The organism is Delftia sp. HK171, from assembly GCF_001886655.1.
Classification (GTDB): Bacteria; Pseudomonadota; Gammaproteobacteria; order Burkholderiales; family Burkholderiaceae_C; genus Comamonas; species Comamonas acidovorans.
On the sequence record NZ_CP018101.1, the window covers coordinates 5,336,209 to 5,356,139 of the forward strand.

General features: G+C 66.9%; 22 protein-coding genes. 13 read left to right on the plus strand and 9 right to left on the minus strand.

The annotated features are described in order from the left end of the window. Positions 1 to 5: 5 nt before the first annotated feature. The 4 genes from BO996_RS29500 (at position 6) to bamC (ending at position 2,922) form a co-directional block, all read left to right on the plus strand. Positions 6 to 155, plus strand: a complete 150-nt coding sequence (locus BO996_RS29500; protein ID WP_013801118.1) for a hypothetical protein — start codon at positions 6 to 8, stop codon at positions 153 to 155. Between the two features lie 71 nt (positions 156 to 226). Next, complete coding sequence (locus BO996_RS23815) at positions 227 to 796, plus strand: class I SAM-dependent methyltransferase (RefSeq protein WP_071956566.1); 570 nt, start codon at positions 227 to 229, stop codon at positions 794 to 796. 75 nt (positions 797 to 871) lie between these two features. After that, positions 872 to 1,768, plus strand: coding sequence for a 4-hydroxy-tetrahydrodipicolinate synthase (gene dapA, locus BO996_RS23820; RefSeq protein ID WP_012206888.1), 897 nt, complete (start codon positions 872 to 874; stop codon positions 1,766 to 1,768). 41 nt (positions 1,769 to 1,809) lie between these two features. After that, positions 1,810 to 2,922, plus strand: coding sequence for an outer membrane protein assembly factor BamC (gene bamC, locus BO996_RS23825; RefSeq protein ID WP_034396421.1), 1,113 nt, complete (start codon positions 1,810 to 1,812; stop codon positions 2,920 to 2,922). Between the two features lie 183 nt (positions 2,923 to 3,105). On the opposite strand, the gene BO996_RS23830 is transcribed toward bamC, so the two are convergent. The 3 genes from BO996_RS23830 to BO996_RS23840 form a co-directional block, all read right to left on the minus strand. After that, positions 3,106 to 3,390 carry a hypothetical protein gene (locus BO996_RS23830; protein WP_012206890.1) on the minus strand — a complete coding sequence of 95 codons (285 nt, stop codon included), beginning with the start codon at positions 3,388 to 3,390 and terminating at the stop codon, positions 3,106 to 3,108. Between the two features lie 387 nt (positions 3,391 to 3,777). Next, positions 3,778 to 4,908: a cupin domain-containing protein gene (locus BO996_RS23835; RefSeq protein ID WP_013801115.1), complete on the minus strand. Its 1,131-nt coding sequence runs from the start codon at positions 4,906 to 4,908 to the stop codon at positions 3,778 to 3,780. Positions 4,909 to 5,011: 103 nt separating this feature from the next. After that, a complete protein-coding gene (locus BO996_RS23840; RefSeq protein WP_013801114.1) occupies positions 5,012 to 5,971 on the minus strand; it encodes a helix-turn-helix domain-containing protein in 960 nt (319 codons plus the stop codon). 260 nt (positions 5,972 to 6,231) lie between these two features. Here BO996_RS23840 and BO996_RS23845 point away from each other — a divergent pair, with 260 nt between their 5' ends. Together BO996_RS23845 and BO996_RS23850 are read left to right on the plus strand one after the other, a co-directional pair. Further along, complete coding sequence (locus BO996_RS23845; RefSeq protein WP_017404385.1) at positions 6,232 to 7,683, plus strand: aldehyde dehydrogenase; 1,452 nt, start codon at positions 6,232 to 6,234, stop codon at positions 7,681 to 7,683. A gap of 152 nt (positions 7,684 to 7,835) precedes the next feature. Beyond that, entirely contained in the window at positions 7,836 to 8,357 is a 522-nt protein-coding gene (locus BO996_RS23850) for an FKBP-type peptidyl-prolyl cis-trans isomerase (protein WP_071956567.1), read from the plus strand. A gap of 67 nt (positions 8,358 to 8,424) precedes the next feature. Here BO996_RS23850 and BO996_RS23855 read toward each other — a convergent pair whose 3' ends face one another. Continuing rightward, positions 8,425 to 8,997, minus strand: coding sequence for a glycine zipper 2TM domain-containing protein (locus BO996_RS23855; protein WP_071956568.1), 573 nt, complete (start codon positions 8,995 to 8,997; stop codon positions 8,425 to 8,427). A 145-nt stretch (positions 8,998 to 9,142) separates the two neighbouring features. Continuing rightward, a complete protein-coding gene (locus BO996_RS23860) occupies positions 9,143 to 9,523 on the minus strand; it encodes a PepSY domain-containing protein (protein ID WP_017404382.1) in 381 nt (126 codons plus the stop codon). A gap of 246 nt (positions 9,524 to 9,769) precedes the next feature. On the opposite strand from BO996_RS23860, the gene BO996_RS23865 reads away from it, so the two are divergent. From BO996_RS23865 to BO996_RS23875, 3 genes are read left to right on the plus strand one after another with little or no spacing between them, the layout of a single operon-like run. Then, a complete protein-coding gene (locus BO996_RS23865; protein WP_012206897.1) occupies positions 9,770 to 10,075 on the plus strand; it encodes a PepSY domain-containing protein in 306 nt (101 codons plus the stop codon). 6 nt (positions 10,076 to 10,081) lie between these two features. Next, positions 10,082 to 10,753 (plus strand): response regulator transcription factor, encoded by a 672-nt coding sequence (locus BO996_RS23870; protein ID WP_071956569.1) that lies wholly within the window; start codon positions 10,082 to 10,084, stop codon positions 10,751 to 10,753. Then, the gene (locus BO996_RS23875) at positions 10,750 to 12,198 is read left to right on the plus strand and encodes a sensor histidine kinase (RefSeq protein WP_071956570.1); all 1,449 of its coding nucleotides are present in this window, start codon (positions 10,750 to 10,752) and stop codon (positions 12,196 to 12,198) included. The genes BO996_RS23870 and BO996_RS23875 overlap by 4 nt, the downstream gene beginning before the upstream one ends. A gap of 46 nt (positions 12,199 to 12,244) precedes the next feature. Here the strand turns inward: BO996_RS23875 and BO996_RS23880 are convergent, their stop codons facing one another. From BO996_RS23880 to coaBC, 4 genes are all read right to left on the minus strand, one after another. Further along, positions 12,245 to 13,069, minus strand: coding sequence for a hypothetical protein (locus tag BO996_RS23880; RefSeq protein ID WP_071956571.1), 825 nt, complete (start codon positions 13,067 to 13,069; stop codon positions 12,245 to 12,247). Positions 13,070 to 13,132: 63 nt separating this feature from the next. Then, positions 13,133 to 13,582, minus strand: a complete 450-nt coding sequence (gene dut, locus BO996_RS23885) for a dUTP diphosphatase (protein ID WP_071956572.1) — start codon at positions 13,580 to 13,582, stop codon at positions 13,133 to 13,135. 70 nt (positions 13,583 to 13,652) lie between these two features. Continuing rightward, the gene (locus BO996_RS23890; RefSeq protein WP_017404377.1) at positions 13,653 to 14,174 is read right to left on the minus strand and encodes a hypothetical protein; all 522 of its coding nucleotides are present in this window, start codon (positions 14,172 to 14,174) and stop codon (positions 13,653 to 13,655) included. Positions 14,175 to 14,191: 17 nt separating this feature from the next. Continuing rightward, the gene (gene coaBC, locus BO996_RS23895; RefSeq protein WP_013801106.1) at positions 14,192 to 15,415 is read right to left on the minus strand and encodes a bifunctional phosphopantothenoylcysteine decarboxylase/phosphopantothenate--cysteine ligase CoaBC; all 1,224 of its coding nucleotides are present in this window, start codon (positions 15,413 to 15,415) and stop codon (positions 14,192 to 14,194) included. A 102-nt stretch (positions 15,416 to 15,517) separates the two neighbouring features. Here coaBC and BO996_RS23900 point away from each other — a divergent pair, with 102 nt between their 5' ends. The 4 genes from BO996_RS23900 to eno all read left to right on the plus strand — a co-directional run bounded on the left by BO996_RS23900 (position 15,518) and on the right by eno (position 19,890). Continuing rightward, positions 15,518 to 17,176, plus strand: coding sequence for a CTP synthase (locus tag BO996_RS23900; protein WP_071956573.1), 1,659 nt, complete (start codon positions 15,518 to 15,520; stop codon positions 17,174 to 17,176). Positions 17,177 to 17,217: 41 nt separating this feature from the next. Further along, positions 17,218 to 18,075, plus strand: a complete 858-nt coding sequence (gene kdsA, locus BO996_RS23905) for a 3-deoxy-8-phosphooctulonate synthase (protein ID WP_013801105.1) — start codon at positions 17,218 to 17,220, stop codon at positions 18,073 to 18,075. 3 nt (positions 18,076 to 18,078) lie between these two features. After that, positions 18,079 to 18,369, plus strand: coding sequence for a DUF1330 domain-containing protein (locus BO996_RS23910; RefSeq protein ID WP_012206906.1), 291 nt, complete (start codon positions 18,079 to 18,081; stop codon positions 18,367 to 18,369). A gap of 234 nt (positions 18,370 to 18,603) precedes the next feature. Beyond that, positions 18,604 to 19,890 carry a phosphopyruvate hydratase gene (eno, locus tag BO996_RS23915; RefSeq protein WP_071956574.1) on the plus strand — a complete coding sequence of 429 codons (1,287 nt, stop codon included), beginning with the start codon at positions 18,604 to 18,606 and terminating at the stop codon, positions 19,888 to 19,890. Positions 19,891 to 19,931: the final 41 nt, after the last annotated feature.

Here is a 19,931-nt window from a genome sequence, read left to right on the forward strand (position 1 = left end):
CATCCATGACCACATCCACCAGGCCCCGCCCACGCATCCTGCGCAGGCTGGCGCTGTGGGCCGCCGTGCTGCTGGTGCTGGGCCTGGTCTTCATGCTCTACCTGCAGCCGCAGTTCATGCTGGGCATGGCAGACCAGATCTGGGCCTGCTTCTGAAATGGAAGCGGCAGCGGCGAAGGCCTGGCGGCACAATGTCGGCCGCTTTCACTTTATTTCCAAAATTGCACATGCACGCAGCCACGCCGCCCTCGTCCTGGATCCAACGCTGGTCGCACCTTCTGGCACCCCAGGCCTCGGTGCTTGACGTGGCCTGCGGGCCCGGCCGGCACATGCGCTGGTTCCATGGGCGTGGCCACGCCGTCACCGGCGTGGACCGCGACGCCCAGGCCCTGGCCGGCCTGCAGGGCGTGGGCGAGCTGCTGTGCGCCGACATCGAAAACGGCCCCTGGCCCCTGCCCGGCCGGCAGTTCGGCGCCGTGGTCGTGACCCACTATCTGTGGCGCCCGCTGTGGCCGGCACTGCTGGACAGCGTGGCCCCCGGCGGCGTGCTGCTGTACGAAACCTTTGCCCAGGGCAATGAGGCTTTCGGCAAGCCTTCCCGCCCCGATTTCCTGCTGGCGCCCGGCGAGCTGCTGCAGGCCTGCGCGGGCTGGCACATCGTGGCCTACGAGCACGGCCAGCTGGGCGAGCCCGATCGCATGGTCCAGCGCATTGCGGCGCTGCGCCCCGATGCAACAGGCCGGGAACCCGTGGCCATGCTGGCGCATCAGAAGGCGTCAGGCTCTGCAATCGCCTGAATCCCTACAGGCGCCCGCCTTGGGCCTGCCTCCGACACTCGTTAGAATGATCCTTTCCCGTTTTTTCTTGCGGACATGACATCCTCCTCCGTCGCTCTCACTGGCAGCATCGTTGCCCTCATCACGCCCATGCACGAGGACGGTAGTGTTGACTACCCGGCGCTGCGAAAACTCATCGATTGGCATGTGGCCGAAGGCACGGACTGCATCGGCGTGGTGGGAACGACAGGTGAATCCCCCACCGTCAACGTGGAGGAGCACTGCGAAATCATCCGCGTGTCCGTCGAGCAGGCCGCAGGCCGCGTGCCCGTGATGGCCGGCTGCGGCGCCAACAGCACGCACGAAGCCATCGAGCTGGCCCGCTACGCCAAGAAGGTCGGCGCCGACAGCCAGCTGCAGGTCGTGCCCTACTACAACAAGCCCACGCAGGAAGGCCAGTACCAGCACTTCAAGGCGATTGCCGAAGCGGTGGGCGACCTGCCGGTGGTGCTCTACAACGTGCCCGGCCGCTCCGTGGCCGACATGCAGCACGACACCGTGCTGCGCCTGGCGCAGATCCCCGCCATCATCGGCATCAAGGAAGCCACGGGCAACATCGAGCGCGCCCAGTGGCTGATCCGCGAAGTGCCCAAGGACTTCGGCGTGTACTCCGGCGATGATCCGACCGCTGTGGCCCTGATGCTGTGCGGCGGCCATGGCAACATCAGCGTCACGGCCAACGTGGCACCGCGCCTGATGAGCGATCTGTGCAAGGCGGCCCTGGCCGGTGATGTGCGCACCGCCATGGACATCCAGCTGCGCCTGATGCCCGTGCACAAGAACCTCTTCGTCGAGGCCAACCCCATTCCCGTCAAGTGGGCCGCAGCGCGCCTGGGCCTGTGCGGCCCGGCCATGCGCCTGCCGATGACACCTCTGAGCAAGAACCTGGAAGCCACCGTGGAAGCCGCCCTGGGCTCCGCTGGCCTGCTGTGAGGCGCCCCGCCCCACCGACCGAACGCACCAAGGATATTCGCGTGAAACAGCCCATTGCACGTCTGAGCCTGCTGAGCCTGGCCATCGGCCTGACAGCCTGCACGACCACGTTCCAAGAGAGCAAGATCGACTACAAGAGCGCCGGCAAGCAGCAGGCACCCACCCTGGAAGTCCCCCCGGACCTGACCCAGCTGTCCACGGATTCGCGCTATGCCGTGCCCGGCGGCGTGGTCTCCGCCGCAGCCATGGAAGCCAACTCCAAGGCGCAAAAGCCCAGCGAAGGCCGCACGGCCACCGTTGCAATGGGCGATGTGCGCATCGAGCGCAATGGCGAACAGCGCTGGCTGGTGATCAAGCGCCCGGCCGACCAGCTGTGGGAGCCGGTGCGTGACTTCTGGCTGGAAAATGGCTTCATCTTCACCACCGAAGACCGCCAGCTGGGCATCATCGAGACCGACTGGGCCGAGAACCGCGCCAAGATCCCGCAGGACGTGATCCGCAAGACGCTGGGCAAGGTCTTCGACGGCCTGTACTCCACCAGCGAGCGCGACCGCTTCCGCACACGCCTGGAGCGCTCGGCCGATGGCTCCACCGAGGTCTACATCACGCACCGCGGCATGCAGGAGGTCTACACCAGCGCCCAGAAGGACCAGACCATCTGGCAGCCGCGCCCCTCCGATCCGGAACTGGAAACCGAATTCCTGCGCCGCCTGATGGTCAAGCTCGGCGTGAGCCAGGAGCAGGCCGATGCCGTGGCCAAGGCCAACACCACCACGGCAGCCGCCACCGGCAGCGTGCGCATGGAATCCGCCAACGGACAGCCTGTGCTGCAGATCGACGAAGGCTTTGACCGCGCATGGCGCCGTGTCGGCGTGGCCCTGGACCGCACGGGCTTCACCGTGGAGGACCGTGACCGCAGCCGCGGCATCTACTTCGTGCGCTATGTCGCGCCTGACGCCAAGGTCGAGCCCAAGGGCTTCTTCAGCAAGCTGTTCAGCCGCTCGCCCGATGCGGCCGCGCCGGTCAAGTACCAGATCCAGGTGCGCAGCGAAGGCGACAAGTCCACCGTCACCGTGCTCAACACCCAGGGCCAGCCCGAGACATCGGCCAATGCCCAGCGCATCGTGCGCGTCATCACCGACGACATGAAGTAAGCAAGCCTCTTTTCGGGCCTTGGGGCGGCAGCGTCTGCCCTTGGCTTGCAGCCACCGCGCAGTCATTTGCCGGTGGCTTTTTTACTGGACCAAAGCAAAGCGAAGGCGAAAAAAAACCGCAGCCCGAAGGATGCGGTTTTTTCGCGGCAGAGGCCGAAACCTCTGCCATCGGCGAGGGCCGAATTACTGCTTGGTGGCTTCCTTGGCGGCAGCGTCGGCAGCAGCCTTGGCGGCGTCTGCAGCGGCAGCGTCAGCAGCGGGAGCAGGTGCTGCAGCGTCAGCGGCAGGCGCTGCGGGAGCAGCAGCGTCGGCGGCGGGAGCAGCAGGAGCTTCTGCGGGAGCGGGAGCTGCCGGTGCGGGAGCTTCAACGGCGGGTGCGGGAGCGGGGGCCGGAGCCTCTTCCTTCTTGCCGCAAGCGGCCAGAGCTGCAGCAGCGATCACGGTAGCCAGGATCAGAGAGTTCTTCATCACAGTTTCCTAGAGAGTAGGTAAGAAGACAGTACACAGGAGGGGCCCCGCCACTTGCGCCACCGGATGCGGGCAACCGGTACGCGGCGGCCAGGCCACGTCAAACACATTCATTCGACTTGGAGCGAATTATAGGGAGATTTTTTCGAGGCTGACTGAAACTGACAACCTCTGAACAATTCCGCACAAATCCTCTTGCCAAGTCCGAATGGGGCAGCAAGAAGCTGCCTTGGCGTCCACTGTGTAACAAAACCAGGTTGCTGTCAATTTACTGACGAACCCAAGACAATTCTTTACAAATCTATCGGAGTCCGCCTTGAATCAGCAGAACGCTGTCAACGGTGAATGCCCGAACTTAGCATGACTGCGTCACAGCGTCTACCCGGTTCAGGACAGCGGCCCGCCTCGCACCCAGCCGGCGTCAAACCAGGAGGACAGCAGCTCCAGCGCGTCATCGCTGGCCTTGGCCAGATCGGCGCGTGACAGGGCGCGCGTATCGGCCAGCTTGCGCATCAGGGTGGCATCGCGGCCACCGGCCAGATAGCTTTCGCCGTTGATGAAGATGTGTTTTGCGTCATACATCATGCGCGTGCGGCGATCGAGGACCACGCTCTCGAACATGCCGTGTTCCTCGCCATGCTCGAACCAGACATTGGCCTTGGGCTCGGTCATGTACTCGCCCAGCGCGCGCTCCAGCGCCAGCGGCTCGGCCAGCGCGCGCTCCAGCGCCTTGCGCGCGAAGTCGTGCAGGCTCGACGGAATCTCGCCCGGGGCCTCGACGGCGGGCTGGTCGGGATCGCGGTAGACCATGGGCGCTTCGGGCTCATCGGGCTCGTCGGACATGCGCAGCAGCAGCTCGCGGGCCAGTTCGTCGCGCGCGGGCGAGCGAAAGCCGATGGAGTAGGTCATGCATTCGCCCTCGGCGATGCCGTCATGGGCCCACTTGGGCGGCAGGTAGAGCATGTCGCCGGGCTCGAGCACGAACTCCTCCTCGGGCTCGAAATTCGAGAGCACCTTCAGCGGCACATCGGGCTGCAGCGACAGGTCCTTCTGGCGGCCGATGCGCCAGCGCCGACGGCCATGCGCCTGCAGCAGGAAGACGTCGTAGCTGTCGAAATGCGGGCCGACGCCGCCCTGGTCGGTGGCAAAGCTGATCATCAGATCGTCCAGCCGCGCCTCGGGCACGAAGCGGAACTGCTGCATCAGCTGGTGCACGCCGTCGTCGTGCAGGTCCACGCCCTGCACGAGCACGGTCCATCCGGGCTTTTGCAGCGAGGGCAGGCTGCGGCGCGACAGCGGGCCGTGGCTGAGCTTCCAGTGGCCACCGTCCTGCTGCTGGATCAGGCGCGATTCCACACCGTCCTCGCCTGCCATGGCCAGCAGCCTGGCGCGGGGAATCAGGGGCTTGAAGCCCGGGATTGCCTGGCGCACCAGCAAGGGCTTCTTGTGCCAGTGGCGGCGCATGAATTGGGAAGCGGTAAGCCCGCCCAGCAGGGCAAGCGGTGTGTTGGTGTCCATGAAATGGTCCGAAGTGAGCGAAGAGACAGGGCGGCATTGTCCTATGCGGGCATTGCCCTGTCCTGGCGCCAGCGCAAGCTGCCCCGCAATGGCTTCGTGGCAGTCAGCCGGCCGGCTTGCGCATGGCCCTGAAATCCGAGGGCGACAGGCCCGTATAGATTTTGAAAGCGCGGCTGAAATGCGCGGTGCTGCCAAAGCCGCAATCCATGGCGACCTCGGTGATGGTGCGCTGCGCCTGGGCGGGCTGCAGCAGCTCGCGCATGCACAGCTCCAGGCGGCTGTGCTGTATGAAGGCGCCCAGGCTGGTCTGGCTGTCCGCAAAGGCGTTGTGCAGATGGCGCTTGCTGCAGTTGAGGGCGGCGGCCACGGACTCCACCGACAGGCCCGGGTCGCGCAGATGGGCCGCCACATGGGCGCGGATGCGGTCCTGCAGCGCCAGTTGCTGCGTGCCTGCCGTGCCCTGCCCGGCCAGCTCCTGCAGCGACAGATGGACCATGTCCACCAGCAGCTCGCCCGCGCGGCGCGCCAGATGCGGCGCCATGCCGGGCAGCTCCTGGTAGGTGCTGCGCATGGTTTCCAGCGCGATGCGGGCAATGCCCGAGCTGCCGCCCACATTGCGCCCCATCAGCCCTTCCAGTCGGATGCCCCGTTCCACGATGGCCTGGCGCGGCAGCATCACGATGAGGTGTTCGGACCATTCGGGGTTGGTGACCTCGTACTCCTGCGCCGTGTCATAGATCACCCAGCTGCCCTTGCGCACGCTGGCCTCGCGGTTGTGCTGGCGCACGCTGGCCACGCCCTCCCAGGGCGCGACGATCTTCAGATAGGGGGACTCATGGGCGCGCAGGCCCTGCATGCTGCGCATGACGCGGTGGCGGCCCGCCTCCAGACGGGTCAGCACCACATCGCCGGCATTGGCCACGCGCACATGGCCTTCGAACAGGCGATCGCCATAGACATCGGTGTCCAGGCCCGCAAACAGGCGCGACATCCAGGCGTGCCAGGCCGACGCCGTCTCGCCGGGCGGCAGTCCGTCGGTGCTCAACACCATGGCATCGGTCATGTGCGGTCTCTCCTGCTCGCCGCACGGGTGAAGGATCTGTGTGCGGCCATGGACGTGATTATGGGAAAGTGCAGGCCCGTCGCGCCCCATGGCTTTCCCCGCGGACAGCCAGGACAAGGGTAAACCCCGGAGCCTGTGCACGATCCGTCATGCGCTTTGTGCGCGCAGCGGGCTGCCTGCGCCATCGCCTGCTTCTACGATGACCGGCACGCCCGGCTGCGCCAACGCCCAGGCCACAACCGCATACCAAGGAGACAGTCATGATCGAACAAACCATGCTCATCGCAGGCCAGGCCGCACAGGCCGGCAATGGCGCCACCTTCGAGCGCCGCAACCCGCTGGACGGATCGGTGGCCACGCGCGCCCCGGCCGCCACGCCCGAAGATGCCGTGCGCGCCGTCGAGGCCGCGCAAAAGGCCTTCCCCGCCTGGGCCGCACTGGGCCCGACCGAACGCCGCCAGATGCTGATGAAGGCATCGCAGGCGCTGGAGGCCAAGACCGAGGCGTTTGCCGCCGCCATGGCCGCCGAGACCGGCGCCTCGGGCATCTGGGCCGGCTTCAACGTGCACCTGGCCGCCAACATGTTCCTGGAGGCCGCATCGCTGACCACCCAGATCAATGGCCAGATCATTCCCTCTGACGTGCCCGGCAGCCTGGCCATGGCCGTGCGCCAGCCCGCTGGCGTGGTGCTGGGCATTGCGCCCTGGAATGCGCCCGTCATCCTGGCCGTGCGCGCCATTGCGACGCCGCTGGCCTGCGGCAACACCGTGGTGCTCAAGGGCTCGGAACTGTGCCCCGCCACGCACGGCCTGATCATCGAGGCCCTGCAGGAAGGCGGGCTGCCGCCCGGCGTGGTCAACTTCGTGACCAATGCGCCCGAAGATGCGGGGGCCGTGGTCGAAGCCATGGTGGCCCACCCGGCCGTGCGCCGCGTGAACTTCACCGGCTCCACGCGCGTGGGCCGCATCCTCGGCCAGACCTGCGCCAAGTACCTCAAGCCCGCCATCCTGGAGCTGGGCGGCAAGGCGCCCTTCGTGGTGCTGGACGATGCCGACATCGACGCCGCCGTGGCCGGCTGCACCTTCGGTGCCTTCGCCAACTCGGGCCAGATCTGCATGTCCACCGAACGCATCATCGTGGACGAGTCCGTGGCCGGTGATTTCCTGGACAAGCTGGTGGCCCGTGCCACCTCGCTGCCGCTGGGCGATCCGCGCAAGGGCCCCGTGGTGCTGGGCTCGGTGGTGGATATGGCCACCGTGGAGCGCGCCAACCGCCTGATCGACGACGCGCTGGCCAAGGGCGCAAAACTGCTGTGCGGCGGCAAGGCCACCAACACCCTGATGGCCGCCACGCTGATCGACGGCGTCACGCCCGAGATGGACATCTTCCGCGAGGAAACCTTCGCCCCCGTCAAGGCCATCGTGCGCGTGCGCGGAGAGGAGCAGGCCATCGCCATGGCCAATGACAACGAATTCGGCCTGTCCTCGTCCGTCTACACCCGCGACACCGCACGCGGCTGGCGCGTGGCCGCGCGCATCGAGGCCGGCATCTGCCACGTCAACGGACCCACCGTGCATGACGAAGCCCAGATGCCCTTTGGCGGCGTGAAAAACTCGGGCTACGGCCACTTCGGCGGCCAGGCAGGCATCGATGCCTTCACCGAGACGCGCTGGATCACCATGCAGACCACCCCCCGCCACTATCCGTTCTGATCGGCAGGACTCGCCGCCCGGCCTGCGCAGCAGCCGGGCAGCCGTGGGAAAATCGCGCCAACGCGGCCGCCGGCATGCCTTCGTCAAACACGGGCGCGCGCGGCGGTCTTTCTTTTTCCCCACCGCGGCATGGGCCGCACAAGCTGCACACCATGGAAATCACAGAACAATGCGTGGTCGCTCTGACCTGGACCCTCAAGGACACCCTGGGCGAGGAACTGGACGTGCTCGATGAGCCCGTGGAGTTCCTGGTCGGCGGCGACGATCTGCTCAAGCGCATCGAGGAAGCCCTGCAAGGCCACGGCCAGGGCAAGACCCTGGACCTGCACCTGGAGCCCGAGGAAGCCTTTGGCGACTACAACGAAAGCCTGATCTTCCTGGAGCCGCGCGCCCTGTTCCCGGCCGAGCTGGAGGAAGGCATGAGCTTCGAGGCCAGCGCCCTGCCCAAGGGCTGCAGCGCCGTGCAGCCCGACCTGCTCTACACCGTCACGGAAATCTATCCCGAGCATGTGGTGCTGGACGGCAACCACCCGCTGGCCGGCATTGCGCTGCGCCTGCACCTGAAGGTCGAAAGCGTGCGCGAAGCCACCGAGGAGGAAATCGGCCGCGGCTCGGCCGGCACCGGATTCTTCCGCATCCAGCCCATGGCACCGGGCAACGACACGCTGCACTGAAATTGCCGCGCTGAAATGGCAAAGGGCTCCCTGCGGGGAGCCCTTTTGCATGGAGCGAGCCTGGTACTCAGCGAATCAGCTGGTTGTTGTCCACGCGCACGCTCTCGCCTATGCGCAGCTGCGGATTGTTCTGGTAGTCGAACACGCGCGTGCTGCCGTCGTTCAACTGCACGGTGACGCGGTAGACATCGCGCAGGTCGCCAGGGCCGGTGTTCTTCTCGATGGCATTGCCCGCCATGGCACCGCCCACCACGCCCGCAATGGTGGCGATGTCGCGCCCACTGCCCTTGCCCACCTGCCGGCCCAGCACCCCGCCGACCACGCCGCCCACCACGGCCCCGGCGCCTATGCCCGAGCCGCCAATGCCGCTGGGCTGCTGGATCTGCACCAGTTGCACATTGGTCACGCGCCCCTGCTGCACATAGCCACCGCCGCCCGGGTAGGCCGTGCCAGGCTGGCCGCCGTTGGGATAGCCACCGCTGGGGTAGCCGCTGGTCGGATAGCCCCCGGCTGGATAGCCGCTGGTCGGATAGCCGCCACCCGGATATCCGCCCTGCTGGGGGTAGCCCGCGCAGGCGCTGAGCATCAGCGCGGCAATGCAGCCGGCGCCCATGGCGCTCAAGCGATGAATGGAAGGCATGAGAATCTCCTGTGTACTGTCCGTGGATCGATCAAGGGCAGCCACCGGACAGGCCGGCGGCTGCATACCGCTTCAACGTCCCAGGCCGCATGCCTGCCGACCGGACAGAACACTTGCTGACAAAAATCAGCCTGCCCGCCCGGCCTCAATTGCGTGCACGGATGCTGAGCACGTTGCCGTTGTTGCCATCGACGTAGAGCTTCACAGGGCGGCCATCGCCGGTCTGGCCCTTGACCTGGTAGAGGCCGTCCTCCCACTCGATCTCGCGCAGGTCGCGGTAGCCCAGGACTTCCATGCGTTCGAAGACTTCGCGGATGCTCAGCCCCGGCCCCTGGAAGGCGCCGCGCACGGAGGCCACCGTGGTGGCCACGGCCTCGCCGGCCTGTACGGTCACGGAAGGCCCGCCCGTGGCAGCGGCCTGGGCCTGCACCTGGGCGACCAGCCCGGCAGTGGCGATCAGAACAATGCCCAGGCCCGTCAGGCCATGGCGTGCAGCGCGGGAAATCAGTTGTCGGATGGAAGGCATGAGGTTCTCCTTGGCATGTGAAGGTCGGCGACTGGGCCGGCGATTGGGTCGGCGATTTGCATCTGAAAAGGCCGCATCTGCCGGCTGCTGCGCCTTCGTTTCCGGTGGATTGCGACGGCGTGCAGCCATTGTTCGATGCAGGCCATGAACGCAAGCTGAAGCAGCCGTTCATCCGAGGTTCATCCACGCTGGGCTATAAAGTTTTCCATGCCCACTCCATCCTTCTCCATTCCTCGCAGGTCCTGGATGCTGCTGGCCGCACTGCTGCTGATGGCGGCGGCCCTGGCCTCCTGGACCACGCCCTCGGATGCCGGCGACAGCGACCATGAACTCGCTCGCCAGGCCCTGCAGCAAGGCCGCGTGCTGCCGCTGCGCACCGTGCTCGACCAGGTCGAGCGCGACTACCAGGGCCAGGTCATCAAGGTCGAGTTCGAGCATGACGACGGCCGCTTCATCTACGAGATCCGGCTGCTGCAATCGGGCGGCCGCGTGGCCAAGCTCAAGATCGATGCGCGCGATGGCAAGGTGCTGAGCTTCAAGCGCAAGGACTAGACGCAGATGCGAATCCTCGTGGTGGAAGACGAGCCCACGCTCTGCGGGCAACTGGTACAGGCCTTGCAGCAGGCAGGCCATACGGTGGAGACGGCCGCGGACGGCGCAACGGCCCAGTACCTGGGCGAGGTCGAGGAATTCGACGCCGCCGTGCTGGACCTGGGCCTGCCCGTGCGCGATGGCCTGACGGTGTTGCGCGCCTGGCGCGAACAAGGGCGGGTCATGCCCGTGATGATCCTCACGGCGCGCGGCGCCTGGCATGAGAAGGTGGCCGGCATGGATGCCGGCGCCGACGACTATCTGGCCAAGCCCTTCCACATGGAAGAGCTGATGGCCCGCCTGCGAGCCCTGCTGCGCCGGCTCAGCCCGCACGCCAGCGCCCAGTGGCAATGCGGCCCCATCGTGCTGGACTCGCGCCATGCCCGCGTGAGCGTCGCCGGCCAGCCGCTGACGCTCACCAGCCATGAATTCAAGGTGCTGGCCCTGCTGATGCAGCGCGTGGGGCAGGTGATATCGCGCACCGAACTGTCAGAACACATCTACCCGCAGGACAGCGACCGCGACTCCAACACCATCGAGGTCTTCGTCGGCCGCCTGCGCAAGAAGCTGCCGGCCGGCAGCATAGAGACCGTGCGCGGACTGGGCTACCGGCTGGTGGAAGGCGCGCCCGCTGCATGAACGCGCCACAGGAAAGACAGGTATCCCGGCTTGGCGATTCGCTGCGCCTGCGCCTGCTGGCCGGCACGCTGGCCTGGGTGCTGGCGGCCGTGCTGCTGGCGGGCTGGGGGCTGCGCGGCCTGTTCCGCGACCACATCGCGCAGCAGTTGCAGGCGCAGCTGGTGATGCAGCTCGACCAGCTCAGCGCAGCCGTCAACAGCCTGCCCGGAGGGCGCATCGAAGTCGGACTGGCCGTGGGCGATCCGCGCCTGGCGCAGCCGCTGTCAGGCCTGTACTGGCAGATCGACCAGGTGAGCGATGGCGCGGGTCCGCCCGAGAAGGCCGGCTTGCTGCGCTCTCGTTCGCTGTGGGACCAGACGCTGGACTGGCACCAGTTCCGCGCCGATGCCGGCCGCCCGGATGAGCACCACGAGGACACGGCGCTGAACACCGGCATGCTGCCCGATGGCCAGGGCCACCAGCTCGTGGCCGTGGCACGCCCCCTGCAATTGCCCGAAGCCGACGCGCCGCCGTTGCGCCTGATCGTTGCGGCCGACAGCGCCCTGCTGGCCGAGCCCATGCAGCGCTTCACCACCATGCTGATCGCCGCACTGGGCACGCTGGCGGCCGGGCTGGTGCTGGCCGTGGTGCTGCAGCTGCGCCTGGCGCTGCGGCCGCTGCAGCTGCTGCGCAAAGGCCTGTCCGACGTGCGCAAGGGGGCAACGCCGCGCCTCGAAGGCCGGTTTCCGCAGGAACTGCGCCCCCTGGTGCAGGAATTCAACCATGTGCTGGATGTGAACGCCGACATGGTGCAGCGCGCGCGCACGCAGGCCGGCAACCTGGCCCATGCGGTGAACACGCCGCTGTCCATCCTCGGCAATGCCGCCGCGCAGGAAGGCGGGGCGCTGGCCGAACTGGTTCGCGAGCAGGTCGCCAGCGCCAGCCGCCAGGTGGACCACCATCTGGCACGCGCCCGCGCTGCGGCCCGCCAGGCCACAGGCCTGCGCACGCCGCTGGAGCCGCCGCTGGCCTCGCTGGTGCGCACCATGGAGCGGCTGCACGCCGGCCGCGGCATCCGCTTCGCGCTGAAGGGCGATGCGCAGCCTTGGGACTTTCTGGGCGATGGCCAGGACCTGATGGAAATCCTGGGCAACCTGCTGGACAACGCCGGCAAATGGGCGGCCCAGGCCGTGAGCCTGGAAGTCCAGGGCCTGGAGCACGATCAGGCCGGCGGCCCCTTGCTGCTGACGGTGGACGATGACGGGCCCGGCATCGAAGACGCCGACCTTGGCCGCATCTTCGAGCGCGGCGAGCGCCTGGACGAACGCAGGCCCGGCGCAGGCCTGGGCCTGGATATCGTGCGTGACCTGGTGCAGACCTATGGCGGCAGCATCGCGGCCAGCCGCTCGCCGCTGGGCGGCCTGCGCATGCAGCTGCGCCTGCCGGGGGCAAAAAGACAGGCGTGACGGCAGGAGCCGCGCAGCAGCGGCTCTGTGCCCTCTCAGGGTCCTTTCAGTGTCCTCTCAGCGCGCGCAGCACCTGCACCAGGGTGTCTGCCTGGGGAAACAGCCAGTCGGCCAGCGCGCCAAGCGCCACGGCGGCCACCAGTGCGCCCAGCACCGGCTTCCAGCTCAGGCGCAGCGCGGCCAGCAGCCAGCCCTCGCGCTCCACCACGTAGAGCGTGCGCGCCATCAGCAGCGCAAAGGCCACCTCCACCGCCACGGCCAGGAACAGGTCGGCCCCAAAGACCAGCCACAGCAGCGACCCTGCCCCCGTGACCGCGACCAGCAGCGCCGCAAACACCAGCAGCACCGGGACCAGGACGACGGCGCCTTCGTCCAGCCCATCGATGCCCGGCACATCAAAGCCTTGCGAGGCCGAGGAAGCGGCCTCGGACATGGCGCCGCCGTCATCCCAGCTGCCGCTGGAGCCACCGCCGCCATACGAGCCGCCCTGCCCGCTGTCGAATCCGCCAGCCTCCGGCGTGCGGGCCGGTGAAGAACCGCTGCCGCCGGGCGTCACATCGGGAACATCGGACACCTCCCAGTCGCGGCGCAGCATGCATTCGGCCCACAGGCGCAGCAGCAGCAGGTACAGCAGATAGCCGCAGGCCAGGGCCACGCCATAGCGCAGCGCCATGCTGTGCATGCCCGCATGCAGCAGGCCCAGGCTCAACAGCGACATGCCGGCCAGGCTCAACCCGCCCGTCAGTGCCGCATGCAGGCGCAGCCAGTGGCGCTGCTGCAGGCGGCGGCGCATGCGGTCTTCCTGCGTCAGCATCACGCGCGTCCATGATGCGGATGGGCGGTGGCGCGTGCGCCGGGATGGCCTGGCCATGCGGATTCCTCCCTGGAGCGATGCCCGGGCAGCGCGGCTGCGGGCGTTTTCTGGCTGAGCGCCTTATTGCTTGCCTGTAGAGCCGTAGCCGCCCGCGCCGCGCTCGGAAGCCGACTCGAACTCCTCGACCACATTGAAGCTGGGCTGCACCACGGGCACGATGATCAGCTGGGCCAGGCGGTCCATGGGCTGCAGCGTGAAGGCCGTGGTCGAGCGGTTCCAGGCGCTGACCATGAGCTGGCCCTGGTAGTCGCTGTCGATCAGGCCGACCAGGTTGCCCAGCACGATGCCGTGCTTGTGGCCCATGCCCGAGCGCGGCAGGATCATGGCCGCGTAGCCGGGGTCCTTGAGGTACATGGCCATGCCCGTGGGCACCAGTTGCCATTGGCCGGGCTCCAGCATCAAAGGCGCATCGATGCAGGCGCGCAGGTCCAGGCCCGCGCTTCCCGGCGTGGCGTAGGCGGGCATGTTCTCGCGCAGGCGCGCGTCAAGGATCTTGATATCAACGTTCATGGAAACAATCTGGGGAGCGCCTCACGGCAGGCTCTCTTGAAAAGCAAAGCGCGCATTGTGCCCCGCGCCGTCACCCGGACGACTTGAGCCCGCTGCGAAAGCCTTTGACGATGGCATTGATGATGGTGAGCAGCAGGATGAAGGGGCCGATGCCCGGAATCACCACGGCCAGGATCAGGCCGATCACGATACCCAGCAACTGGCCCGGACCTATCTTGAAGACCGTCTTCTTGACAGCCTTGGCGGCGGAGGAGGCCTGGGCTTGCTGTGCCCGGGCCGCCTGCCGGCCGCGATCGGCCCTGCCACCATTCCTGTCGCCTGCAGATGGCTGGCGCCCCGGCAGGGCGGGCACCGAAGCCTGCTGCGCGGCGATGCGCGCCTTCTCGGCCGCAGCCTGCACCTGCTCGCGCACGCGCTCGACCACGGACTGGGACTGCGCGCCCGGCGTGGCCACCGCATCGGTGAAATCGCTGCGTCCCTGCGCCATCCAGCCGTGGGCCGCAGAGCGGTACAGGGGGCTGGCGCGCAGCAGCTCATCCACATAGCGCACATAGTCGCCGTGGCGGGGGCCTTCGTAGGTGTTCTGTGACATGCGGGCCTTCGGTGGTGTCAACGGACGGGCGGCAGGCGCCGGGCGATCTCGGCCACCAGCTGGCGCGCCAGCAGGGACTTGGAGGCGTGCGGCAGCTCCATGGTGCCGGCCTCGTCGATCAGCAGCAGGGCATTGTCATCCCGCCCAAAGGTTGCGGGACCGATATTGCCCACCAGCAGCGGCACCTGCTTGCGCAGGCGCTTGGCGCTGGCGTGCTGCAGCAGGTCATGGCTTTCGGCGGCGAAGCCCACGCAGTACAGTCGGCCGCTGCGCGCAGGCTCGGACTGCGCGGCGGCCGCCAGGATGTCGGGGTTCTCGACGAAGGTCAGCGTGGGGGTCTGGCCCGAGCCGTCCTTCTTGATCTTCTGGTCTGACGCCGTGGCCGGGCGCCAGTCGGCCACGGCCGCCGTGGCGATGAACACGCCGGCTTGCGGCAATTGCTGGTGCACGGCATCAAACATCTGCTGCGCCGATTGCACGTCGATGCGCTGCACGCCGCGCGGCGTGCGCAGGTGCACGGGCCCGGCCACCAGGGTCACCTGGGCGCCCGCCTCGCGTGCGGCGCGCGCAATGGCAAAGCCCATCTTTCCGCTGGAATGGTTGGTGATGCCGCGCACGGGGTCGATGGCCTCGAAGGTCGGGCCCGCCGTGACCAGCACCTGGCGGCCCTGCAGCAGCTTGGGCGTGAAGAAGGCAGCCAGCTCCTCCATGATTTCCTCGGGCTCCAGCATGCGGCCGTCGCCCACCTCGCCACAGGCCTGGTCGCCCGTTCCCACGCCCAGCACCAGCGCACCGTCGGCCGCCACCTGCGCCAGGTTGCGCTGCGTGGCCGGGTGCGCCCACATCTCGCGGTTCATGGCAGGCGCCAGCAACAGGGGCACGCGGTCCATGGGGCGCGCCAGGCACATCAGGCTCAGCAGCTCGTCGGAGCGGCCCTGCACCAGGCGCGCGATGAAGTCGGCGCTGCAGGGCGCGATCAGCATGGCATCGGCCTCGCGACTGAGGTTGATGTGGGGCATGTTGTTGGGCTCGCGCGCGTCCCACTGCGAACCATAGACGGGGCGGCCCGACAGCGCCTGCATGGTCACCGGCGTGATGAACTGCTCTGCCGCCTCGGTCATCACCACCTGCACGGTGGCCCCGGCCTGCACCAGCAGGCGCACCAGCTGGGCAGATTTGTAACAAGCCACGCCTCCGGAGAGGCCGAGCACCAGATGTTTACCTGCGAACACTTCAGTCATGGCGCGCAATTTAGCAGAGCCGGAGCATCCGAGCAGCCCCGCGCGGCGCGGCGAATTCGGCGGCGCATCTATAATCCTGCTTTACCACCACCAATAAAAGACATGACCAAATTTGTCTTCGTCACAGGCGGTGTGGTGTCTTCCCTGGGCAAGGGAATCGCCTCAGCCTCCCTTGCTGCGATCCTCGAATCGCGCGGCCTCAAAGTCACCCTCATCAAGCTGGATCCCTACATCAACGTGGACCCGGGCACCATGTCGCCCTTCCAGCACGGTGAAGTGTTCGTGACCGATGATGGCGCCGAGACCGATCTGGACCTTGGCCACTACGAGCGTTTCATCGAAACGCGCATGAAGCAGTCCAACAACTTCACCACCGGCCGCATCTACCAGAGCGTTCTGGAAAAGGAGCGCCGCGGCGACTACCTGGGCAAGACCGTGCAGGTGATCCCGCACGTGACCAACGAAATCCAGGAGTACATCAAGCGCGGCGCCGGCCTGGGCACGCCTGACGCTGTCGATGTCGCCATCTGCGAAGTCGGCGGCACGGTGGGCGATATCGAGTCCCTGCCCTTCCTCGAAGCCGTTCGCCAGCTGGCCCTCAAGCAGGGGCCCAACAACACGGCCTTCGTGCACCTGACCTACCTGCCCTGGATTGCCACGGCCGGCGAGCTCAAGACCAAGCCCACGCAGCACACCGTGCAGAAGCTGCGCGAGATCGGCATCCAGCCCGACGCCCTGCTGTGCCGCGCGCAGCACCAGGTGCCGGAAGAGGAGAAGGAAAAGATCTCGCTGTTCACCAACGTTCCCGAGTGGGGCGTGATCTCCATGTGGGACGTGGACACCATCTACAAGGTGCCCCGCATGCTGCACGAGCAGGGCCTGGACGGCCTGATCTGCGACAAGCTGCGCCTGAACACGCCGCCCACCAACCTCAAGCGCTGGGACGACTTGGTCCACGAGACCGAGCACCCGCAGGGCGAGGTCAAGATCGCCATGGTCGGCAAGTACGTCGAGCTGTCGGACGCCTACAAGTCCGTCAACGAGGCGCTCAAGCACGCCGGCATGCAAAGCCATGTGGCAGTGAAGATCACCCACGTCGATTCCGAGACCATCAGCGACGCCAATGCGCGCGACAAGCTCTCGCAGTACGACGCCATCCTCGTGCCCGGCGGCTTCGGCTCGCGCGGCGTGGAAGGCAAGATCTCCACGGCCCGCTACGCCCGCGAGAACAAGGTGCCCTACCTGGGCATCTGCCTGGGCATGCAGGTGGCCACCATCGAATACGCCCGCCATGTGGCCGGCCTCGAAGGCGCCAACTCCACCGAGTTCGACCCCAAGTCCGCCAACCCCGTGATCGCCCTGATCACCGAGTGGAAGGATGCCGACGGCACGGTCAAGACCCGCGACGAGAACTCCGACCTGGGCGGCACCATGCGCCTGGGCGCGCAGTCCTCCGACGTGCAGGCCGGCACGCTGGCCCACAGCATCTACGGTGATGTGGTCACCGAGCGCCACCGCCACCGCTATGAAGCCAACGTCCAGTATCTGGACCAGTTGCGCGAAGCGGGCCTGGTGATCTCGGCGCTGACGCAGCGCGAGCAGCTGACCGAGATCGTCGAGCTGCCCAAGGAAGTTCACCCCTGGTACATCGGCGTGCAGTTCCACCCCGAGTTCAAGTCCACGCCGTGGAGCGGCCACCCGCTGTTCAATGCCTTCGTGAAGGCTGCGATCGAACGCCAGAAGGCGCCGCGCAAGTCCTGACCCCCGCAACGCCGCCCACCATTTCCCAAGGAATCCCCACCATGAAACTCTGCGGCTTCGATGTCGGCCTCGACCGGCGCTTCTTTCTCATTGCAGGCCCCTGCGTCGTCGAGTCCGAACAGCTGCAGATGGACGTGGCGGGGCATCTCAAGGAAATCACGGCGGCCCTGGGCATCCACTTCATCTTCAAGAGCAGCTACGACAAGGCCAACCGCAGCTCGGGCGCCAGCTTTCGCGGCCCGGGCATGGACAAGGGCCTGGAGATCCTGGCCAAGGTGAAGAAGGACTTGCAGGTCCCCATCCTGACCGACGTGCACACCGAGTCCGAAATCCCGGCCGTGTCCCAGGTTGTGGACGTGCTGCAGACGCCGGCCTTCCTGTGCCGCCAGACCGACTTCATCCGCGCCGTCGCCCAGTCGGGCCGGCCGGTGAACATCAAGAAGGGCCAGTTCCTGGCCCCGCATGACATGAAGAATGTCATCGACAAGGCCCGTGCGGCTGCAAGGGAAGCCGGCCTGCCCGAGGACAGTTTCATGGCCTGCGAGCGCGGCGCCAGCTTCGGCTACAACAACCTGGTCTCGGACATGCGCAGCCTGTCCATCATGCGCGAGACCGGCGCGCCCGTCGTCTTCGACGCCACGCACAGCGTGCAGCTGCCCGGCGGCAACGGCACCAGCAGCGGCGGCATGCGCGAGATGGTGCCCGTGCTCTCGCGCGCGGCCGTGGCCGTGGGCGTGGCGGGCCTGTTCATGGAAACCCATCCCAACCCTCCCTGCGCCCTCAGCGACGGCCCCAACGCGGTGCCGCTCAAGCACATGAAGGCCCTGCTCGAAACCCTGGTCGCGCTCGACGACGTGACCAAGAAGAACGGCTTCCTCGAAAACGACTTTGGAGTCTGACCCATGGCCAGCGGCTACATCATTGCGTCCGTCACCGTCACCAAGCCCGAGCAGTACGAGGAATACCGCAAGTGGAGCACCGAGGCCATGCGCGTGCATGGCGCCGAAGTCTGCGTGCGCGGCGGCAAGGTCGAAGTGCTCGAAGGCGACTGGAACCCCGGCCGCACCGTGATCCTCAAGTTCCCCAGCTTCGAGGCAGCCCGGGCCTTCTACGACACGCCCGAGTACCTGCGTGCCCGCGAGGCGCGTGAAGGCGCATCCATCATGCGCATGGTCTGCGTGGAAGGCGTCTGACGGCCAGCCACCCCGGCTCGTCAAGAGCGCAGCGCATACAAAGCCATACAACCAATTTGTGCACAATAGCCGCCGCCCGATCGCAGATACTGCGCCGCGGAGCACGGCTGTGCCTGGTGGCACGGCAGCCAGCCACGCCATCGACCACCCATACCGCTTGCCCGGCAAGCACCAGGGCGCAACCTCACCGGAACCCGCCTGCACACCGATTTCAAAAACCGCAAAGGAAATGCCATGAGTGCAATCGTTGACATCGTAGGCCGCGAAGTGCTGGACAGCCGCGGCAACCCCACCGTCGAATGCGACGTGCTGCTGGAATCGGGCGTGATGGGCCGCGCCGCCGTGCCTTCGGGCGCGTCCACCGGCTCGCGCGAAGCCATCGAACTGCGTGACGGCGACAAGAGCCGCTACCTGGGCAAGGGCGTGCTCAAGGCCGTCGAGCACATCAACACCGAGATCTCCGAAGCCGTTCTGGGCCTGGACGCCTCCGAGCAGGCCTTCCTGGACAAGACCCTGATCGACCTGGACGGCACGGACAACAAGGGCCGCCTGGGCGCCAACGCCATGCTGGCCGTCTCGATGGCCGTGGCCCGCGCCGCTGCCGAAGAAGCCGGCCTGCCGCTGTACCGCTACCTGGGCGGCATGGGCGGCATGCAGCTGCCCGTGCCGATGATGAACGTCATCAACGGCGGCGCGCACGCCAACAACAGCCTGGACCTGCAGGAATTCATGATCATCCCCGTGGGCGCGCCTTCGTTCCGCGAAGCCGTGCGCTGGGGTGCCGAAGTCTTCCACGCGCTCAAGAAGATCATCCACGACAAGGGCATGAGCACGGCCGTGGGCGACGAAGGCGGTTTTGCGCCTTCCGTGGAAAACCACGAAGCCGCCATCCAGCTGATCCTGCAGGCCATCGAAAATGCAGGCTACAAGGCCGGCGAACAGATCGCCCTGGGCCTGGACTGCGCCGCCAGCGAGTTCTACAAGGACGGCATGTACGTGCTGGCCGGTGAAGGCAACCTGACGCTGACCGCCACCCAGTGGACCGAAATGCTGGCCGGCTGGTGTGACAAGTACCCCATCATCTCCATCGAGGACGGCATGGCCGAAGGCGACTGGGATGGCTGGAAGATCCTGACCGACCGCCTGGCCGCCAAGGTCCAGCTGGTGGGCGACGACCTGTTCGTCACCAACACCAAGATCCTGAAGGAAGGCATCGACAAGAAGATCGCCAACTCCATCCTGATCAAGATCAACCAGATCGGCACGCTGACCGAAACCTTTGCCGCCATCGAAATGGCCAAGCGCGCAGGCTACACCGCCGTGATCTCGCACCGCTCGGGTGAAACCGAGGATTCGACGATTGCCGACATCTCGGTGGGCACCAATGCCGGCCAGATCAAGACCGGCTCGCTGAGCCGTTCGGACCGCATCGCCAAGTACAACCAGCTGCTGCGCATCGAGGAAGACCTGGGTGACATCGCCCACTACCCCGGCCGCGAGGCTTTCTACAACCTGCGCTGAAAAGCGTTAGGCTTGCAAGCCATCCGGCCTGCAAGCCTTTT